Source organism: Polyangium sp. y55x31, from assembly GCF_029946505.1.
GTDB lineage: Bacteria > Myxococcota_A > Polyangia > Polyangiales > Polyangiaceae > Polyangium.
This window is the reverse complement of record NZ_JARZHG010000013.1, coordinates 126061-144853: the sequence shown is the minus strand read 5'-3', so window position 1 is coordinate 144853 and position 18793 is coordinate 126061. Positions and strand designations below refer to the sequence as shown.

At 68.5% G+C, this 18793-nt stretch carries 17 protein-coding genes; 9 read left to right on the top strand and 8 right to left on the bottom strand.

What is annotated here, in order from left to right; all coding sequences use genetic code 11:
* Positions 1-2 precede the first annotated feature (2 nt).
* Together QHF84_RS23305 and QHF84_RS23300 are read right to left on the bottom strand one after the other, a co-directional pair.
* Positions 3-644, bottom strand: coding sequence for a response regulator transcription factor (locus QHF84_RS23305; protein ID WP_281315586.1), 642 nt, complete (start codon positions 642-644; stop codon positions 3-5).
* A complete protein-coding gene (locus QHF84_RS23300) occupies positions 641-1789 on the bottom strand; it encodes a sensor histidine kinase (protein ID WP_281315585.1) in 1149 nt (382 codons plus the stop codon). The genes QHF84_RS23305 and QHF84_RS23300 overlap by 4 nt, the downstream gene beginning before the upstream one ends.
* A gap of 119 nt (positions 1790-1908) precedes the next feature.
* Between QHF84_RS23300 and QHF84_RS23295 the strand changes: the two genes are divergently transcribed.
* A complete protein-coding gene (locus QHF84_RS23295) occupies positions 1909-3150 on the top strand; it encodes a hypothetical protein (protein WP_281315584.1) in 1242 nt (413 codons plus the stop codon).
* Between the two features lie 7 nt (positions 3151-3157).
* On the opposite strand, the gene QHF84_RS23290 is transcribed toward QHF84_RS23295, so the two are convergent.
* Positions 3158-3487, bottom strand: coding sequence for a c-type cytochrome (locus tag QHF84_RS23290; protein ID WP_281315583.1), 330 nt, complete (start codon positions 3485-3487; stop codon positions 3158-3160).
* Between the two features lie 113 nt (positions 3488-3600).
* Here QHF84_RS23290 and QHF84_RS23285 point away from each other — a divergent pair, with 113 nt between their 5' ends.
* Together QHF84_RS23285 and QHF84_RS23280 are read left to right on the top strand one after the other, a co-directional pair.
* Positions 3601-4689: a methyltransferase domain-containing protein gene (locus QHF84_RS23285; RefSeq protein WP_281315582.1), complete on the top strand. Its 1089-nt coding sequence runs from the start codon at positions 3601-3603 to the stop codon at positions 4687-4689.
* A gap of 47 nt (positions 4690-4736) precedes the next feature.
* On the top strand, positions 4737-6773 hold the full coding sequence (locus tag QHF84_RS23280; RefSeq protein WP_281315581.1) for a WD40 repeat domain-containing protein: 2037 nt from the start codon (positions 4737-4739) through the stop codon (positions 6771-6773).
* Here the strand turns inward: QHF84_RS23280 and QHF84_RS23275 are convergent.
* Positions 6746-8695 carry a transglycosylase SLT domain-containing protein gene (locus QHF84_RS23275; RefSeq protein WP_281315580.1) on the bottom strand — a complete coding sequence of 650 codons (1950 nt, stop codon included), beginning with the start codon at positions 8693-8695 and terminating at the stop codon, positions 6746-6748. The two genes, QHF84_RS23280 and QHF84_RS23275, sit on opposite strands and share 28 nt — an antisense overlap.
* Entirely contained in the window at positions 8692-9078 is a 387-nt protein-coding gene (locus QHF84_RS23270) for a BlaI/MecI/CopY family transcriptional regulator (protein ID WP_281315579.1), read from the bottom strand. The genes QHF84_RS23275 and QHF84_RS23270 overlap by 4 nt, the downstream gene beginning before the upstream one ends.
* Before the next feature lie 204 nt (positions 9079-9282).
* On the opposite strand from QHF84_RS23270, the gene QHF84_RS23265 reads away from it, so the two are divergent.
* The gene (locus tag QHF84_RS23265) at positions 9283-9909 is read left to right on the top strand and encodes a glutathione S-transferase family protein (RefSeq protein ID WP_281315578.1); all 627 of its coding nucleotides are present in this window, start codon (positions 9283-9285) and stop codon (positions 9907-9909) included.
* Positions 9910-9916: 7 nt separating this feature from the next.
* Here the strand turns inward: QHF84_RS23265 and QHF84_RS23260 are convergent, their stop codons facing one another.
* Positions 9917-10216, bottom strand: a complete 300-nt coding sequence (locus QHF84_RS23260) for a LysR family transcriptional regulator (RefSeq protein ID WP_281315577.1) — start codon at positions 10214-10216, stop codon at positions 9917-9919.
* Positions 10217-10322: 106 nt separating this feature from the next.
* On the opposite strand from QHF84_RS23260, the gene map reads away from it, so the two are divergent.
* Together map and QHF84_RS23250 are read left to right on the top strand one after the other, a co-directional pair.
* Positions 10323-11105 (top strand): type I methionyl aminopeptidase, encoded by a 783-nt coding sequence (map, locus tag QHF84_RS23255; protein ID WP_281315576.1) that lies wholly within the window; start codon positions 10323-10325, stop codon positions 11103-11105.
* Positions 11106-11188: 83 nt separating this feature from the next.
* Entirely contained in the window at positions 11189-12490 is a 1302-nt protein-coding gene (locus tag QHF84_RS23250; protein ID WP_281315575.1) for a hypothetical protein, read from the top strand.
* A gap of 54 nt (positions 12491-12544) precedes the next feature.
* On the opposite strand, the gene QHF84_RS23245 is transcribed toward QHF84_RS23250, so the two are convergent.
* Both QHF84_RS23245 and QHF84_RS23240 read right to left on the bottom strand, forming a co-directional pair.
* Positions 12545-12877: a hypothetical protein gene (locus tag QHF84_RS23245; protein WP_281315574.1), complete on the bottom strand. Its 333-nt coding sequence runs from the start codon at positions 12875-12877 to the stop codon at positions 12545-12547.
* Between the two features lie 124 nt (positions 12878-13001).
* Complete coding sequence (locus QHF84_RS23240) at positions 13002-15179, bottom strand: catalase (protein ID WP_281315573.1); 2178 nt, start codon at positions 15177-15179, stop codon at positions 13002-13004.
* Between the two features lie 280 nt (positions 15180-15459).
* On the opposite strand from QHF84_RS23240, the gene QHF84_RS23235 reads away from it, so the two are divergent.
* From QHF84_RS23235 to QHF84_RS23225, 3 genes are all read left to right on the top strand, one after another.
* Positions 15460-16746 carry a VCBS repeat-containing protein gene (locus QHF84_RS23235; protein ID WP_281315572.1) on the top strand — a complete coding sequence of 429 codons (1287 nt, stop codon included), beginning with the start codon at positions 15460-15462 and terminating at the stop codon, positions 16744-16746.
* A gap of 14 nt (positions 16747-16760) precedes the next feature.
* A complete protein-coding gene (locus QHF84_RS23230; protein WP_281315571.1) occupies positions 16761-17669 on the top strand; it encodes a hypothetical protein in 909 nt (302 codons plus the stop codon).
* A gap of 118 nt (positions 17670-17787) precedes the next feature.
* Complete coding sequence (locus QHF84_RS23225) at positions 17788-18792, top strand: aldo/keto reductase (RefSeq protein ID WP_281315570.1); 1005 nt, start codon at positions 17788-17790, stop codon at positions 18790-18792.
* Position 18793: the final 1 nt, after the last annotated feature.

The following is an 18793-nucleotide window of genomic DNA, read 5'->3' as shown; positions in this document are numbered from 1 at the left end:
CGCTAGATGTATCCGAGCTCGATCGCCCGCAGCACGGCCTTCGTCCGATCCCGCACCCCGAGCTTCGAGAAGATGCTCGACGCGTGGTTCTTCACGGTGCCCTCGGCCGTCCCCAGCATTTCGGCGATCTCGCGGTTGCTCGCCCCCGAGGCCATGAGGCGCAGGACCTCGACCTCACGCGCCGTGAGCGCCGTCGGCGGCTCGATCACGGGGACGTCGGGCTTCAGGCGATCGAGCCCGCGCAGCACGCGCTCGGTGATCGCCGGGTTCCAGAGCGTACCGCCGGAGGCCACCGCGCGAATCGCCTCCGCGAGCTGCTCGAGGCCGATGTCCTTCAGCAAAAACCCCCGCGCCCCGAGCCGGATCCCCGCGGCCGCGACGGCGTCGTCGTCGAACGTCGTGAGCAGGATCGTGGGCGGCACCTTCGGCTTTCCGCGCAGCGCCGTGAGCACGTCGAGCCCGGTTTTTCGCGGCATTCGTACGTCGAGCAGGAGCACGTCGAGCGCGGTCGTGGCCACGATCGCGAGCGCCTCCTCCCCATCACTCGCCTCGGCGGCGACGCGAATGTCGGGCGTGAGCGCGAGCAAGCTCTTGATGCCCTGCCGCACGAGCGTCTGATCGTCCGCGAGCAAGACGTGAATCACGGCGCAGCCATCGTCCTCTGGCGCGGCGGGACGACCGCGCGCCATTCAAAACCTTTGCCCGGACCGGGCGTCACGGTCAAGGCCCCGCCGAGCGCCTCGATCCGCTCGCGCAAACCCAATAGGCCGCTGCCCTCCGCGACGCTCGAAGCGCCCCGCCCATCGTCACGCGCCTCCAGCACGACGCCTCCCGGCTCCTCGGCGAGCCGGATCCACAGGTTCTCCGCGCCGCCGTGGCGCGCCGCATTCGTGATCGCCTCCTGCACGCCGCGAAAGAGCGCGTGGGCCAGGGCGTCGTCCTCGATCACGAGCCCCTCGGCGAGATCGACGTGCACCCGCGGGCGCGGCAAGCCCGCAGAGAGCGCCTCGATCGCGCGCGGCAGGTCGAGCGTGCGCTCCTCGCGCATCGCGCGCACGACGCCGCGCACCTCGGAGAGCGTGCTCTTCGCGAGCTCGTGCGCCCGCGCGAGGGCCTCTTCGCCGGGCGAGGTGCGACGCGCGAGATCGAGGTGGATGCTCATCGCCGTGAGGTGATGGCCCACGGCGTCGTGCAATTCGCGCGCGATGTGCAGCCGCTCCGCCGTGCGCGCGCTCTCGGCGAGCATCACCTGCGCGGCGCGCAGCTCGGCGTTGACACGCAAAAGCTCGGCGCGCGCGGCCGCCTCGTGCCGCGCCACCGTCCCGATCGTGGTCGCGAAGAGCTGAAAGCCGAGCACGCCCGCCGTCCAGAACGCCGCCTGCGCCACGTCGGCGCGACCCACGTAAAACGGAAAGATCGCCACGGTCTGCGCCGCGACCCAGCCGAGCGCCGCGCCGCGCGAAAGAAGCAACGACGCCTGCGCCGCGACGATCGCCAAAAGCCCCGCTTCGAGCCACAGGTTCCTGAGGTGCACGAGCACGAGCGCCGAGATCGATTGCACCGCGAGCAGCACGATCCGGCTCCTCGGCCCGAGCCTGTCGAGCCGCGACGCGCTCGCGACGAACGCGCCGAGATACGCCGCGTGCGCCGCGAAGCTCGCCGCCGCGGTCGAATCGACGAGGCGCGCCGGATCCCGCACGAGCGGCAGCAAAAACGGCTGCGCGATCGCGGCCCACGCGAGCGTCCCCGCGACGAAGAGCAGCATCCGGGTGGGCGGCGGCCGGTCCATGCGCGGGGCATCGTAGCGCCTCTCACGCGCGCCTGTGCCGAAAGTCATGGTGGAAATCGACCAAGGACCATGACCAGCGGCACAGGCCCCCTCCTCGTTCGCGCCGCACGATGGAGGTCATGGCGAACTTCACCTCGTTCCTTCCGAACTCGAACGAAACCCGCACCACGGACGGCGCGGCGCCCTGCTACGCTCCCTCCGCGATGACCGAGACGAAGGCGGCGGAGGCGCCTCGAAAGCGACGGAAAATCGGGCCGGCCGTGCTCCTCGTGATCCTCGCGGCGATCGTGCTGCTCGCGCGGCCCGCGGATCGGCACCTGCGCGCGGCCTCGCTGCTCCTTCGTTTCGCGGACGAGCGCGCGCAGGGGTTCTTGCCGGAGTACGGAAAACACACGCTCGAGGAGAGCCTGACCGAGGTGACCTCCCCGCGTGGCCCGGTGCGGGCGCGCGTGTATACGCCCGTGGGCGTCACGAATGCGCCGGGCGTGGTGATCGTACACGGCGTCCATCGCCTCGCCATCGACGAGCCGCGCCTCATGCGGTTCGCCCGCGCGATCGCGGCTTCGGGCGTCGTCGTGCTCACGCCCGAGGTGAAGGAGATCGCCGATTATCGCATCGATCCGGCCTCGATCGACACGCTCGGCGCGGCCGCGCATTCGCTGCGCCACCGCCTCGGCGGCCGGCCCGTGGGCCTCATGGGCATGAGCTTCGCGGGCGGGCTCGCGCTCCGCGCCGCGTCGGACGGGGCGTTCGCCGACGACATCGGGTTCGTCGTGGCGATCGGGGCGCACCACGACATGCGGCGCGTGCTCGAGTTTTTCAAGAAGAACGAGACCTCGTGGCCGGACGGGCACAAAGAGGCGCTCGCCGCGCACCCGTATGGCGCCCTGGTCCTGCTTTATTCGCACGTCGAGGCCCTCGTCCCGCCGGCCGACGTGGCCGCGGCGCGCGACGCGATCAGGCTCTGGCTCTGGGACGATCGCGATGCCTCGAAGGCGAAGCTCGCGGAGCTCGGCGCCGAGGCGCGGACGAAGGTCGAGGCGCTGCTCGAAGGAAAGGCCGACGTGCCTGCGCTCATCGACGAGATCACGAAGCACCCCGAGCAAGCGCTCCTGGTCTCGCCCGCGGGACACCTCGACGCGCTACACGCCCCGGTGTTCTTGCTTCACGGCGCGACGGATTCGGTGATTCCGGCCTCGGAGACCGAATGGCTCGCCCACGACGTCCCGCCGGCGCTCCTCCGCGCCTCGCTCGTGACGCCGGCCGTCGAGCACGTCGAGCTCCGCGGCGAACCTACGCTCGCGCAGCAATGGGAGCTCGTCCGGTTCATGGCGGGCGTGCTCGACGTGGCGAACGACTGAGGGACGTTTACTGCGTGCAGGCCAGATAGACCCGCAGCGCTTCGAGGTCGGTCGCGCTCAGCTTGCCGGTCGGGGGCATCGCGCCCTCCTCGGCCTCGCCGTACATCTCCGCCGCCTCGGCTTTCACCTCGGTATCCGACGTGAAATCGTATCCGCCGGCCGGCATCCCGCCCGCGTAGTTCGGGTTGTGGCAGCTCGCGCAGGAGTTCGTGAGCACGGTCTTGCCCGTCGCCTGCTGCGCGGCCGAGTCCGTCGGGCACTCGCCGAGGCCCTCGCCGCCACAGCCCGCGAGAGCGCCGAAACCAGCCAGGGAGAGCGCGAGCAAGCCAACAAGCATCGTCTTATCGGTAAGTGTGGACATATTTTCACTCTAACCGGATGGCGCGGTGTGGCAACACGAATCTGCGCGGCCGTTGCCTTCCCGTTTCCGTTCGGGCAAGGATGCGCCCCATGAAACGACGACTGCTTGCGCTGGCCCTCCTGGCCGCGCCGATGCTCGCTTGTGGCTCCTCCACGCCGGAGGCGGAAAACCCCGACACGAAGGCCACCGAGACCACCACCACGAACGCCGCGCCCACGGCGACGCCCGAGGCCGCGCCCACGGCGACGCCGACGGCCGCCCCGGAGGCCAAGAAGGAGCCCTCGCCCGAGGAGCTCAAGAAGGCCAAGGCGGCCCAGGAGCTCGCCGCCGACCGCGCGAAGTGGGAGGCCGAGGCGAAGGCCGAGGACACGCGCTTCACGCCGGAGATCCACGCCGAGGCGAAGAAGCTCGCCGACGCGAAGCACGCGTCGCTCGACGCCGCGCTCAAGGTCGTGCTCGCGGGCAAGCACCGCGTGCCCAAGAATGCCGAGCGCGACAAGTACCGCCATCCCCAGGAGACGCTGAAGTTCTTCGGCCTCACGCCGAAGATGACGGTGCTCGAATACGGCCCGGGTGAGGGCTGGTGGACGGAGATCCTCGCGCCCACGCTGGCGACGCAGGGCAAGCTGCTGGTCACGACGACCGACCCGAAGGGCCCGGCCGACGCGCGGAGCACGTTCTACGGGCAGCGCCTGGTGCGCTTCCTCGATCGGGCGCCCGAGCTCTACAGCAAGGTCGACCGCATCGTGATCGACAGCAAGAGCCCGAAGTTCGGCCTGGAGAACAAGGTCGACCTGGTGATCGTGATGCGGTCGCTCCACGGCCTGCACCGCGACAAACTCCTTCCCGGCTTCCTTTCGGAGGTGTTCAAGGCGCTGAAGCCCGGCGGCGTGCTCGGCATCGAGCAGCACCGCGCCAAGGCCGACGCGGACCCGGACAAGAGCGCGGAGCAGGGCTACCTGCCCGAGGCGTTCGTGATCAAGCAGGCCGAGGCCGCGGGCTTCAAGCTCGAGAGCAAGTCCGAGGTCAACGCGAACGCGAAGGACACGAAGGACTACCCCGAAGGCGTCTGGACCCTGCCGCCTACGCTGGAGCTCGGCGACAAGGACAAGGACAAGTACATGGCCATCGGCGAGAGCGATCGCATGACGCTCAAGTTCGTGAAGCCGAAGAAGTAACTTCCTGCCACGACCCAAGGACGGGGGCGCATCGGACTAGAAGGACCATGCGCCCCCGTTCGCTTTTGTTGCCAGCCCTCGCTGCCGTTTTGCTCGCCGTCGGGTGTGCGGGGCGGGAAGCGCAAAAGGTCGCGGAGCTTGCGCCGCGGCCGGTGGTGCGGGCGCAGGCTGCGCGGAAGGAGAGCGCGCCGCCAGCGCCCGACGGGCCGCCCTGGCGCGGCAATCCGGGGTTCTTGCACGATTTCAATGAAATTGCCGGCGTGGCGATATCGCGCGGGGGCACGCTCGTGGCCGTCGCGGACCACACCCACGGATCCTTCGGGTGCTTCGGCTATTCGGATTACCGCGTCGCGGTGCATGAAAGCGCGACGGGCCAGGAGATCGCCTCGCTGCGAGGGCAGCACGAGCTGTGGCTCGATGCAATGGCATTCACGCCCTCCGGCGAAACCCTCGCCATCCTTGCGCATGGAGAGACCTGGTTCGGACATCCACGCGCGGAGATCGCGCTCCTCGACCCACGCACGGGCGACGACCACACCTTCGAGGTCGAGCCCCCCGGACCCGCTGGCAACCTCCGGCTCTCCGTCGCGGACAGCGCGGTGGCCCTGGGCGTCTTCCCGGAAGGGAACGTCCACGTGTGGAGAGTCCCCTCGGGCGAGCCGCTCACGACGATCCGTGATCCTTCCGCCATCGCCATGGCACTCTCCGAGGACGGGAGCACGCTGGCGCTCGTCACGAAAGACAGCCGCATCCGATTGCAGCGTTTGCCCGAGGGGCGCGTCGTCTCCGACCTCGCGAGCCCGTCCGAAGCACCGCGGAGCCTTCGTTTCCAGGGAGATCGCCTGATCTACGAGGCGAAGGATGGCGAGGTCTGGGCCGTTCCCGTTTCCGGGGCCGCACCGCCGCAGCTCGGAAAGGTTCGTCCGGACGCAACGTTCGTCGGCGTCAACGCGAACGGCCAGGTGGTCGACGTCTTGCAACAGAAGGGGGTGGCCACCGTCACCGAGGGCCCACACGTGCATACCTTGTCATGGCACGGAACTGCGCCCGTTCCGTTCGACATCGGGATGCGACGGGATCAGGACCATGCTGATGCCGTGGCCGCGCTGTCGCCCGAAGGCGATCGTGTGGTCGCGGCGTGGGGCTCGCACGTCCACGTCCGGCGGACGGGCGATGCGGCCGAAGAAACGAAGTTCGGCCAACATCTCCGCGGCACCCCGCTCGGCGCAGGCCCGCTCGCCGACGGCGCCGTGCTGCTCGGCGCGGTGTGGAACGACGGCACGGCGAGAATCTGGAATGTGCGGACGGGACAACCGGTCGTCCCTGAAAACGGACCGATGCCGCGCTTGTCCTCGCTCGCGATCCATGAAAAGGGCGCCGTGGCCACGGTGGACCAGGGCGGCGCGGCGATCCTGTGGGATCGACAGGGCACGACGTTGAAGCGGCGTCACGCTTTGCGAACGAACGGCCCCGCGACCGTGGTGACGTTCGACGGGCCGGGGGATCGGATCCTGGTCGGGACGCGGCGGGGCGAGCTGGTGATCGCCGAGAGTTCGTCCGGAACAACCCGGCGCGTGGTGCGCACCGGGGGCAAGGCCGTGTCCTCCATCCAGATGCTGGACGAAAAGACGGCGTGGGTCAGGGTCGCCTGGGACCGCGGATGGGACCGGATGCTCATCGTCGACCTCGAGACGGGAAAGCAGAAGCCCGACGAGGAAGAAGGCACCATCGGCCTGCTGGGTGGGGATCCGAATGCACCGACCGAGCCCTGGGGGCCGCCGCGGTTCGGGGTCGCCTGCTGGGATTCCGAGTGCCACCTGTTGCAGGAGAACGGGCCCGACGCCGTGGAGCCTCGCGTCATCCTCGCAAGCTTTGGCGTGCTCGATCGGCCCGGCACAGCGTTCGTCCGGGCCCACGGGCAAGTGGACACGCTGGGAACCCCGTCCGCCGAGCTCTTCGTTTGCCGGAACGGCGGGCGAACCTACCCGTTCTCCCATTGCCGCGATCTCGTCGAAACGCCGGGGCTCCTCGGGCGCACGCTCGACGCAGCCTGCGCTCAGGGCGCGGCGTTCTGCCCGAGATAACGCGCCGGATCGATCGCCTCGCCATTGTCGCGCACCTCGAAGTGCACGTGCGGCCCGCCCTCGGGCGCGCCGACCTCGCCGAGGACGTCGCCGCGCGCCACGACCGCGCCGATCTGCGGCTTCACGTTCGCGAGGTGCCGATACCGCGTCTCGATCCCGCGACCATGCGCGACGACCAGCACGGGCTCGCCTTTCGCATTCTTCTCGATGCGGTCGACCGTCCCGTCGAGCGGCACGAGCACCGTGGTCCCGGCCGCGGCCGCGAGGTCCACGCCCTCGTGGGGCGCGCTGGTTTGTCCGGGCGTCGCATCGCCGAAATGCAAGGTCACGCGGGCGCCGGGGAGCGGGTGCGCGGAGCGCGAGGCCAGCTTGCCACGCACTCGCTCACGCCAGGTGTCGTACGTCGCGGAGCGCTCCGCGTGACGCTCGTTCCACATCCCCGTGGCGAGCGCGCGGTATTTCTCGGTCTCCTCGGAGAGCTCTGCCTTGCCGTCGAGCCACTCGCGCACCCGGTTCTCGCCGCCGTTGTACGCCGCGGCCGAGAGCTCGAACGCGCGGGCCGGGTCTTTCTTGCCAAACTCGACGAACTGCTTGCCGAGATACGAGGCGCCGAGATCGAGGTTGTAGGCCGGATCGAGCAGGCGGTCGTCCGTGTGATCGGCAATGCCTAGCTCCTTGGCGACCGTGACGGCCGTGCCGGGCATGAGCTGCATCAGGCCGAGGGCGCCGGCCGGGCTCTTCGCCTTGGGATCGCCGAGCGACTCGATGAGCGTGAGAATCGCGACAGCCGCGGGATCGACATGGCTCTTCTGGGCGGACGCGGCGATGGCCGATTCCCAGCGCGAGATCGCGGGCGGCAGCCAGGGAATGCCGAGCGCGACGGCCTGGGGGGCCTTCGTCTCGGTGAGGCCGGGTTTTTCCACGGCGGGCGCCGGCTCTCCGCTGCAAGCGGCGAGCGTGGCGAGGGCGAGCCCGAGCGTGCTCGCGAGGGCGAGCGCCGGCGCGGCGAGGGCGCGGCCTGTGGGCGCGTGGGGCGTGGTTCCATCGATCAGACGTCGAATCCTCATGACGAGCGAACCTCCATTCGATCCGAGCGCGAGCTCGGGCGTGCGTGCGCGCATCCCCTCCAGCGCGGCGAGAGCGCGGGCATAACGAACCGGGTCTCCGACGGCCGTTACGGCGTCGTCGTCGCAGAGGTGCTCACGCTCCCTCCGCGCGACGCGCGAGACCCAGTGGACGGCCGGGTGATAAAAGAGCGCTGCCTCGACGATCGATTGCAGCATGTTCGTCAGGAAATCGAACCGGCGCACGTGCGCGAGCTCGTGCGCGAGCAGGGCCGTGAGGCAAGACGGCGGAAGATCCGTGAGCGCGGCGATCGGCACGAGCACGACCGGCCGGAGCCAGCCGATGACCATGGGCACGTCCACGCGATCCGAGCCGACGAGCCGCACGCCCTTCCGGACGCCGAGGCGCCGAACGAGTTTGTCGAAGCGAACCTCGAGCGCCGAGGACACGGGCACCGTGTGATGCCGAATCAAGGACGAGAGGCGCGCGAGCCCCACGGCGAGGCGGGCCGACATGAAAAGCGCGCCGGCGCTCCACGCCATCACGACGATCGCGGGCCACAGGGGCGGACCATTGCCCGCCGCGGGCACGGCGAGCGTGGCCCAGGCGTTCGGCGGGACGAACGGCTCGGCGGCGAGGGACGCGTGGAAATACGCGAACGTCAGCGGCGGCGCGAGCGCCATGAGGGCGAGCGCGGCGCAGGCGGCCGTGTATCGCGCGGCGGCGTGGCTGCGCGGCAGGCCCGCGAGGGTCGCGGCGAGGAAGAGGGCGATCACCGCGCCTTGCCAGACGAAATGGAGAAGCGCGAGCCCGAGCGCGGCGACGAAGGGCGAGGTGGCGAGGCTCGAGAGGCTCATTTCGACCTCTTTTTCTCGATGTCGTCGAGCAGCGCGCGAATCTCGGCGAGCTCCTCGCGGGACGCTCGTTCGGTGGAGAGCGCGCGCATGACGAGCCGCGACGCCGAGCCGCCGAACGCCTTTTCCACGAGGTCGTGCACGAGCCCTTTTTGGGCCTGTTCCTCGGGGATCGTCGCTCGATACACGTGGCTCTTGCCCGCCTCGTCGCGCTCGACGAGCCCTTTCTGGGCCATGATCTGCATGAGCTTGAGCACCGTCGTGTATCCCGTGCCCTGGACGGGCTTCAGATCCTCGTGGACCTCACGCACCGTCGAGGGGCCGCGGCGCCAGAGGACGCGCAGGATCGAGAGCTCCGCGTCCGTGGGGAGCGACCTGTTCACCATGTCGCCGATGTTCTACGAAGACCTTCGTAGATGTCAAGCGACACGCTGCATTTTCTCCGGGACGCCCAGGATCCGTCCACGACGCTCACGACCACGGGGGTTCGCCGTAGGCCCGGTTTTTCTCGGTCGACGTCGGCGTTTTTCCTCTTGTACTGAGCATCCGTTCATGTCAAGTAGCGGCTGCCCAGGGAGGTACTCAAGGACATGGCCATCAAATTTTATTTCTCCCCGTACTCCAGCGCGGTTCGCACCCATTGGGCGCTCGAAGAGCTCGGCATCCCGTACGAAGGGGTGCGGATGGATCTGAAGGCCGGCGATCAAAAGAAGCCCGAGTTCCTGAAGCTGAACCCGAATGGCAAGGTTCCGACGCTCGTCGACGACGGGGTGCCGTATTTCGAGTCCGCGGCCATCAATATCTATCTCGGAGAGAAATACGGCGTGGAGAAGGGCCTCTGGCCGAAGCCCGGCACGCACGCATACGGGCGCGCGATGTCGTGGACGGTATGGGCCGCGGCGTCGCTGCTCAATGCCGGCACGCGCCTCATCTACAACGTCTCGAAGGAGATCCCCGACGATGCAAAAAACGCGGTTCAGGCCGAGGGCGCGCGCAAGGATTTCGAAGGTCTGCTCGGCCTGCTCGAAGCCGAGCTCGCGGACAAACCTTTCCTGACCGGGCAGACGTTCACGCTCGCCGACGTGCTCATCGCCGCCGATCTCTGGTGGTATCAGATGGCGATCGTGCCCGATCTGAGCCCGTGGCCGCAGCTCAAGGCGTGGACGGCCCGCTGTGTGGAGCGGCCGGCGTTCAAGCGCATCTCGACGCCGGGCTGAGCCCGCTTCAACGAGAACGAACCGAGGGCGGCGCTTCGGTCTGCACCGGAGCGCCCGCCTGCACGGCCACCACGGCCGCGTCGACCTGCGCCAAAATCGCGCGCGCGTGCGCGAGCATCGTCTCCCCCGACGGAAGGAGGCGCACCCCGCGCGCGGTCCGCTCGAAGAGCGGGACGCCGAGCTCCTCCTCCAGGCTGCGGATCTGCCGGGTCAAGGGCGGCTGCGCAATCCGGAGGCGCGTCGCCGCACGGGTCACGTTCCCCTCCTCGGCCACCGCCACGAAGTACTTGAGCTGCGCCAGGCTCATACGAAGATCGCTACCACGACTCGCGCCGGGATCCAAGCGGTCCGCGTGAGCCATATCCAAACGGTATTGGATCTCGCTCACGCGGGGCGGCATCCTCGCCCGCATCATGCCGTCCATCGAGATTCACACGCCCCGTTCGGTCGAAGCCCTGCGCCTCGCAGGCCGCGCGGCCGCCGCGACCCTCGCGACCGTGGCCGCGCGCCTCGCCCCCGGCGTGCGCGCCGATCAGATCGATCAGTGGGTGCGCGAAGACACCGCGCGCCGCGGCGGACGTCCGAGCCAGCTCGGCTACCACGGCTTTCCCGCCTCGGTATGCGTGAGCCGCAACAACGTGGTTTGCCACGGCATCCCGACCGCCCGCGAGGTCCTCGCGGATGGTGACATCGTCAATGTCGACGTGACCACGGAGCTCGGCGGATATCACGGCGATACCTCGGCCACGTTTTTCATCGGCCGCCCTTCACCCGAGGCGAAGCACGTCGTCGACGTCGCGCGCCGATGCCGCGACGCGGGCATCGCAGAGGTCCGCGACGGCGCGCGGCTCGGCGATATCGGCGCGGCGATCGACGAGCTCGCGCGCAAGGAGGGATGCTCGGTGGTGCGCGAATACGGCGGGCACGGGATCGGCCGCGTCATGCACGCCGCGCCGCACGTGAGCCACGTCGGCCGGCGCGGCTCGGGGATACGGCTCCGCGCGGGAATGGTCTTCACGATCGAGCCGATGGTGAACCTCGGGGGCGCGGAGGTGCGGCTGCTCGACGACGAATGGACCGTGGTCACCGCGGACGGCTCACTCTCGGCGCAATTCGAGCACACGGTCGTGGTGACCCGGAAGGGCTGCGAGATCCTCACGCGCGAGCCGGAGATGGCCATGGCCGCCGCGCTTTAGGCCGCAGGAACAGGCTCTTGCCAAGCCGACCCGAGCGCGGGATGATGTCCGCGTTCTTCACGCGAACTTGCTCGGGAGTGATCATGAAACGATCCCACGCGCGCGGCCGCTCGAACCACGCAAACGGATGGCTGTTCGGCCTGTTCGGCGTGCTCGCGCTCTCGGTTTCCTGCACGTCGGGCGACGGGGCCACGGGCGCTTCCTCGGGCCCGACCGGGAGCGGCGGCAGCGGCGCGGGTGGCAGCCCGCTTTGCATTCCTGGCGCGCAGGTCTCGTGCGCGTGTCCGGGCGGCGCCCAAGGGGTGCAAGTATGCAATGCGCAGGGGAGCGGGTTCGATCCGTGTCAATGCGGGACGGCCGGGAGCGGAGGGACCGGAGGCGCAGGCGGCTCGGGCGGTAGCGGAGGTTCGGGCGGCAGCGGTGGTGGAAATGGCGGCGCGGGTGGCGCTGGCGGAAATGGCGGTGCTGGCGGCAGCGGTGGCAATGGCGGTGCCGGCGGCAGCGGTGGCAATGGCGGTGCTGGCGGCAGCGGTGGCAATGGCGGTGCCGGCGGCAGCGGTGGCAATGGCGGTGCTGGCGGCAGCGGTGGCAATGGCGGTGCTGGCGGCAGCGGTGGCAATGGCGGTGCCGGCGGCAGCGGTGGCAATGGCGGTGCCGGTGGCAGCGGCGGCTCCGAAATGGACGCGGGGACGGTCGCCGCTTGCAAGATCCCGGGCTCGTGCCTGCTCACGATCCCCATTCAAACGCAGACCGTGAACAGCTCCGGGGTCACGACCACGGTTTGTCCCGGCGGACCGGATCCCATGGCCTCCCCGCCCCGCTGCATCCTGGAGGTCGAGGTCGGCTCCCTCTCCCTCGGCTCGGGGACGGCGGGCACCTGCGAAGCCGTGTCGCATGTCGGTACGATCAAGATGCGCGTCGCGAATCTGCCGATGAAATCGACGTTCGCCGGCTTCACGCAAAACTATGCCGTGCAGGTCGGCGGGACCTGCGGCACCCCCGCGTGGGCGGACATCGGCGTGCAGATCGAGGGCAATGCCGTCGCGTCCGAGGACGGTCAGATCCGGTTCGGGTGCGAGCCCGTCGCGGTCACCACGCTCGCCGTGAACGGCTCCCAGCTCGAGGATGCCATCGAGATCTGCGGCGGGGGTGTGTCGGGTACGATCGCGAGCCTGGCGCTCAGCCTCATGACGTCGGAGCTCGCGCACGTCTCGGAGGACGCGCTGCGGGCGCTCGATCGCGGCCGCGCGTGCCTCGACCTCGCGAGCGGCGGAATGGCCGGCCCGCCGGAGCCCTGCCTGCAAACCCCGTGCATGTCCGGATTCGCCTGCGCGGGCGGCGATTGTGGTGCAGGGACCTGTACCTGCGGCACGTGCATGCCTTGACCACGCGCCATTCGACGCAGCGCCGGCGCGGACGCCGGCGCTCGCGAACGTTCTTCAGTTACACTGCTTCTGGAGCTGCTCGACGGCCGCGTTGCAGCCCTTGATGAGCCCGTCGCGCGTGGCCGGGTTCGCCGCGAGCGGCTTCCAGGCCTGAGCGCTCTGCTTCATCGCCGGCTCGAGCATCGGCTTGAGCTCGGGCTTCTTGCCCATGCAATCGGCGACCTTCTTGAAGTACGCGTCACACTCCGGGACGCCAATCGATTCCGCCGCCGGCGCCGCCGCGCCCGCGGCCTCCGTCGGCTTGGCCTCGGACTTTTCCTCTTTGCTGCAAGCGGCGGCGAGCAACATCCCACCCATCATCACGAAGGCAACCGCGACTCTCTTCATCGTCCGTCTCCGTCCTTTGTCGGCGCGCGCGCCGGGTGGCGCCATCCTGCCACAGGCGCGCGCCAGGAACCGAAAAACCGGAGGCGTTCGCGCGAAAAGCCGCGATTTCGGGGTCACTCGGGGCTCAGGCCGGCACGGCCTCCTTCTCGGCGCGGTTCCAGTGCCGATGCTGCGCGATGGCCTTCACGAAGTTCTGGATGAAGGTCGTGAGGTCGCTCGCGCCGCGCACGGTCACCACGCCCTCGGCATCGAAGGTTTGTCCCGCCGCCTGCGCGCTCGCCACGGTCACGCCCTTGATGTTCGAGGCGAGGAGCAGCTCGACGCCCTCGCTCGTCGCGCCGATGGGTTTGTTGTGCCGGAATGCCTCGTTGACGAAATGGATCGGATCCCCGAGCTTTTTCATGGCCTCGACGCTCGCCGCTCCGCCGGGCACGAAGACCGCGTCGTAAAGAACGGACGCGACGTGGATGCTCGCCTGATCCACCTCGACCTCGACGCCCTCCGCAGCCTCGATCGTGCCGAGCCGCGACGAGATCACGTGCACTTCGGCGCCTTCGGCGAGGAGCGCATTGCGCACCGCGGAGAGCTCCGCGAGGCTCACGCCCTTCTCCGCGAGGATGGCGATCCGGCGCGTGCGAATCGAATTCTTCACGGTGTTTTCCATGCTGAGCGCGGGCGACACGTTCACCGTGCGTTTCGTCGTGAGCTTCTGCGCCACGGCTTGCGCCGCCTTCTTCACGGTCGCGCCCGCGCCCACGTGCGCCGTGAGCCCGAGCCCGGCGGCGACGGCCTGACCGAAGGCGGCGTCGACGCGCGTGAATCGCTCGACCATCCGCTTCCGGATGTCCTTGCTCTCGCACTTGCCGAGCTCGAAGACGGCCGCCTTCACGAGGTGCTCCTTCTCTGGCGCCGACATGCTGTTCCAGAACAGCGTCGCCTGGGTGAAGTGATCCCCGAAGCTCTCGCTCCGCGCGCGGAGCTTCGTCCCGGAGAGTTTTTCCGGGTAATGCGTGAACGCGCCTGCGCCGGGGCCCGCGACCATGGGGCAGCCGCCGCCGAGCGAGTTCGGCGTGTAATGCGCGCGCCCCGTGGGGATTCTGTGCTGATGGAAGCCGTCCTTCTGGTGGTTGTCGACGCGCGCTACGGGACGGTTGATCGGGATCTGCTGGAAGTTCGGACCTCCGAGCCGCGTGAGCTGCGTGTCGAGGTAGGAGAAGAGGCGCACCTGCAAGAGCGGATCGTCGGTGAAATCGATGCCGGGCACGACGTCCTGGATGCAAAACGCGACCTGCTCCGTCTCGGCGAAGAAGTTGTCGGGGTTCCGGTTCAAGACGAGCTTGCCGACACGCCGCACGGGCACGAGCTCCTCAGGAATGATCTTCGTCGGGTCGAGCAGATCGAAATCGAAGCTGTCCGCCTCGTCTTCCTCGATGATCTGCAAGCAGAGCTCGTATTCGGGGTAGGCGCCCTTCTCGATGGCGTTCCAGAGATCACGCCGGTGGAAGTCGGGGTCTTTGCCGGCGATCTTCTGGGCCTCGTCCCAGACGAGCGAATGGACGCCGAGCAGCGGCTTCCAGTGGAATTTGACGAAGCGCGATTTGCCTTCCTCGTTGACGAGCCGGAAGGTGTGGACGCCGAAGCCTTCCATCATGCGGAAGCTCCGCGGAATGGCGCGGTCCGAGAGGACCCACATCAGCATGTGCGTGGTTTCGGGCACGAGCGAAGCGAAATCCCAGAACGTGTCGTGCGCGGATGCGGCCTGCGGGATTTCGCGGTCGGGCTCCGGTTTGACGGCGTGGATCACGTCCGGGAATTTGATCCCATCCTGGATGAAGAAGACCGGGATGTTGTTGCCGACCAGGTCGAAGTTTCCCTCTTCGGTGTAGAACTTGACCGCGAATCCCCGCACGTCGCGCACCGTATCGGCGGAGCCGCGGGAACCGACGACGGTGGAGAAACGCACGAAAACCGGCGTTTTCACGGCAGGGTCCTGGAGGAATCGAGCGCGGGTGAGGTCCTTCAGGGACGTGTAGACCTGGAAATACCCATGCGCGCCCGAGCCGCGGGCGTGAACCACGCGCTCGGGGATTCGCTCGTGATCGAATCGTGTGATCTTCTCGCGGAGGTGGAAGTCCTCGAGGAGCGTGGGCCCGCGGGCGGAGACCTTGAGCGAATTGTCGGTGTCGTCGACGCGGATCCCCTGATCGGTTGTCAGGTACGTACCGGTCGAATCCTTCCGTTCGGGTTCCAGGTCGCGAATTTTGGCTTGCTCGTCGATCGGAGTGGTCTTGTTCTGCGCCATCGTGCCCTCCCTCTTTGCAGGCTCGACATGACACGAAAAGAGAGGTCGAGCATGTCCGCTCGGTCGAAATCGTGAGCCTCGCGAAATGATGAAATGAATGCCGTTCGCCCCGGACGCGCCGCGAACGAGCACGTATGAAAGTTCACACAAATCAATTTCGTGCCTGACGGATGTCCATGAGGCGGGAATGTTGTAGAATCTGCGCTCGCTCGGCGGCGGCCTGCGCGGCGACACGCGGGCGACCTTCCTTCTTTCGTCGCCGCCGGGCGGAGGAGGACACGTGCTTCGATTGGCTTGGACCTCGATTGCATTCGTGATGGCGGCGGCCATGGTGACGGGCTGCGCGGACGGCGGCTCGAGCACGTCCGCGGGAACCGGCGGTACGGGCGGAAGCGGTGGCGCAGGCGGCGCAGGGGGCAGCGGCGGCGCGGGCGGCGCAGGAGGCAGCGGCGGCGCAGGCGGCGCGGGAGGCGCAGGAGGCAGCGGCGGCGCAGGCGGCGCGCCGGGCTTGTTTGCCCCTCCCGCGTCGTATTTGACGACCGAGGGGGATCATGTGCCCACGGCCATCGCCGGCGGCGACGTGGACGACGATGGTCATCTCGATTTGGTCACGCTGGACGGCATGGGGCTCATGTCGCTCGGCTTCACGGTGAGCGCGCTGCGCGGCGTAGGGGATGGGACGTTTTCGCCGCGCGTGGTGAGCGGCGCGGGGATGTTCCAGCTCAATGCATTCACGCTCGCGGATCTCGACGGCGACAAGAAGGCCGACGTGGCGGCGGCGCGGCTCGACGGCATGGGGCACGTGATGGTGCTGCGGAGCCTCGGCGACGGGACGTTCGCGCCCTGGGAACAAGCCCCACTTTATTCGGTGCCCGGCGGCCCGCAGCGCCCGCTCGCGCGCGATTTCGATGCGGATGGAGACATGGACCTCGCCGTGCCGAACCAGGCCGGCACCGGGGTGCGTGTCCTCCTGAACCAGGGCGACGGGACGTTCGCCGACGCGGTCGAATATGGTACGGGCACGACGCTCGCCGTGGCTGCCGCGGATTTCAATGGGGATGGCGCGCTCGACCTCGCGATCGCGAATCAGGTGGAGATCGGCGTGATGCTCGGAAAAGGCGACGGGACGTTCGGGGCCATGGCCGCGGTGACGGCGGGCGACGTGCCGGTCGACGTGGCCGTGGGGGATCTCGACGGCAATGGGCAGCCGGACCTCGTGGTTTCGAATCGCCAGAGCCTCGACGTGAGTGTCCTCCTCGGCAAGGGCGACGGGACGTTCGCCGCGCCGACGCATCACGGCTCGGGCAAGAATCCCACCGGCCTCGGGCTCGCCGACTTCGACGGAGACGGTAAGCTCGACGTGGCCGTGACGAACACGGATTTCTCCGAGATCGCTCTTTTCCTCGGCAAGGGCGACGGGACGCTCGAAACGCCCGTGAAGCTCCAGCCGGGCATGGCGCCGCAAGGGCTCGTGGTGGGCGATTTCAATCAGGATGGCAAGCCCGATCTGGCCACGACGAGCGCCGTAGATCGGGACGTGAAGGTCCTCATCAACCAGGCGCCGTGAGGGAGGAGCGAACCATGCAAAGGATGTGGAGGACGGAGTTCGTCTCGACGATCGGGGCCGCATTCCTCGCTTGCGCGCTGGGCTGCTCGGCCTCCGGGACCACGCCGAATGGAGCCGGCGGCGGCGGCGCGGGTGGAGCCGGCGGCGCGGGCGGCGACCCGCTCTTCGACGGCGGAATGCAGACCGACGGCGGCAAGGATTGTAACGAGCGAGCGAAGCTCGTTTATCTGCTCGCGCAGGAGAACGCGCTCTACAGCTTCTCGCCGCCGACGCTCACGTTCAAGAAGATCGGCGTGCTCTCGTGCCCGGCCACGCAGGGCGCGTCGCCGTTTTCGATGGCCATCGATCGCGACGCGACGGCGTATGTTCTTTACGACGATGGCCACCTGTTTCGCGTGAGCACGGAGGACGCCTCGTGCGAGAGCACGTCGTTCGTGCCCAAGACCGGCGCATTCGGTCGATTCGGAATGGGTTTTTCCACGGACGGGGCAGACGCCACGAAAGAAACGCTCTACGTGGCGGATTTCGGTGGCAGCGGGCTCGGGCGAATCGATCCCGCCACGATGGAGCTCGAGACGCTCGGGTTTTACGATGCGATCTTCGACTCGGCCGAGCTCTCGGGCACGGGCGATGGGCACCTCTGGGGGTTTTTCACGACATCCCCGCCGATCGTCGCGGAGCTCGATCCGAAGACATCCCACGTCATCTCCCAGGCGCCGCAGCCGACGCTCGACATCGGCACGGCGTGGGCGTTCGCGTTCTGGGGCGGCGATTTCTATCTGTTCACCTGTCCGGGCGTGGCCTCGCGCATCGATCGCCATCGCCCCAAGGACGGGACCACGGTGAACCTGAAGTCGAACATCGGCTTCACGGTCGTCGGCGCGGGCGTCTCCACCTGCGCGCCGCTCGAACCCCCGAAGTAAGAACCGTTTCCTGGCCCACCACGCTTCGTGGCCAAGCAAGTTTCGACTGACAGATGTTGACTTTTGTCAGTCCGTCGCTGATACTCCTGCTCGTTCAGGTTCGCGACAGGAGTCCAACATGATCACGCGTTCGCTCGGCTCGAAGGGGCCCCAGGTGTCGGCCTTGGGCCTCGGGTGCATGGGTATGTCCGATCTCTACGGCCCGTCCGACAGGGCCGAGAGCATTGCCACCATCCACGCCGCGCTCGATGCAGGGATCGACCTGCTCGACACGGGCGATTTCTACGGCATGGGTCACAACGAGCTGCTCCTCCGCGAGGCGCTCGAAGGGCGGGCCCGTGACAAGGTGCGGATCAGCGTGAAATTCGGCGCGATGCGGGATCCGGGCGGCAACTGGGTCGGCATCGACGGCCGCCCCAGCGCGGTGAAGAACTTCCTCGCTTACACGCTGCGCCGCCTCGGCACCGATTACGTCGACGTCTACCGCCTCGCCCGCGTCGATCCGAACGTGCCGATCGAGGACACCATCGGCGCGATTGCCGATATGGTGAAGGCCGGCTACGTCCGCCACATCGGCCTTTCGGAGGCGGGCGCGGACACGATTCGCCGCGCCCACGCGATCCATCCCATCTGCGACCTGCAGATCGAGTATTCGTTGATCTCGCGCAGCATCGAGGCCGCGATCCTCCCGACGGCGCGCGAGCTCGGCATTGCGATCACCGCGTACGGCGTGCTCTCCCGCGGCCTCATCAGCGGGCACTGGTCGAAGGAGCGCGCGATGGCGCCGACCGATTTCCGCAAGTACAGCCCGCGTTTCGCGCCGGAGAACCTCGACACGAACCTGGCGCTCGTCGAAGCGCTCCGCGCCATCGCCGAAGAGAAGGGCACGACCGTCGCGCCGATCGCCATTGCGTGGGTGCTCTCGCGCGGCAGCGACATCATCCCGCTCGTCGGCGCGCGGCGGCGCGACCGGCTCACCGAAGCGCTCGGCGCGCTCTCGATCGACCTCGGGCCCGACGACCTCGCGCGAATCGAGCGCGCCGTGCCGGCGGACGCGGCCGCGGGCGAGCGGTATGCCGCTGCGCAGATGGCGCACCTCGACAGCGAACGCAAGGCGCATTGAC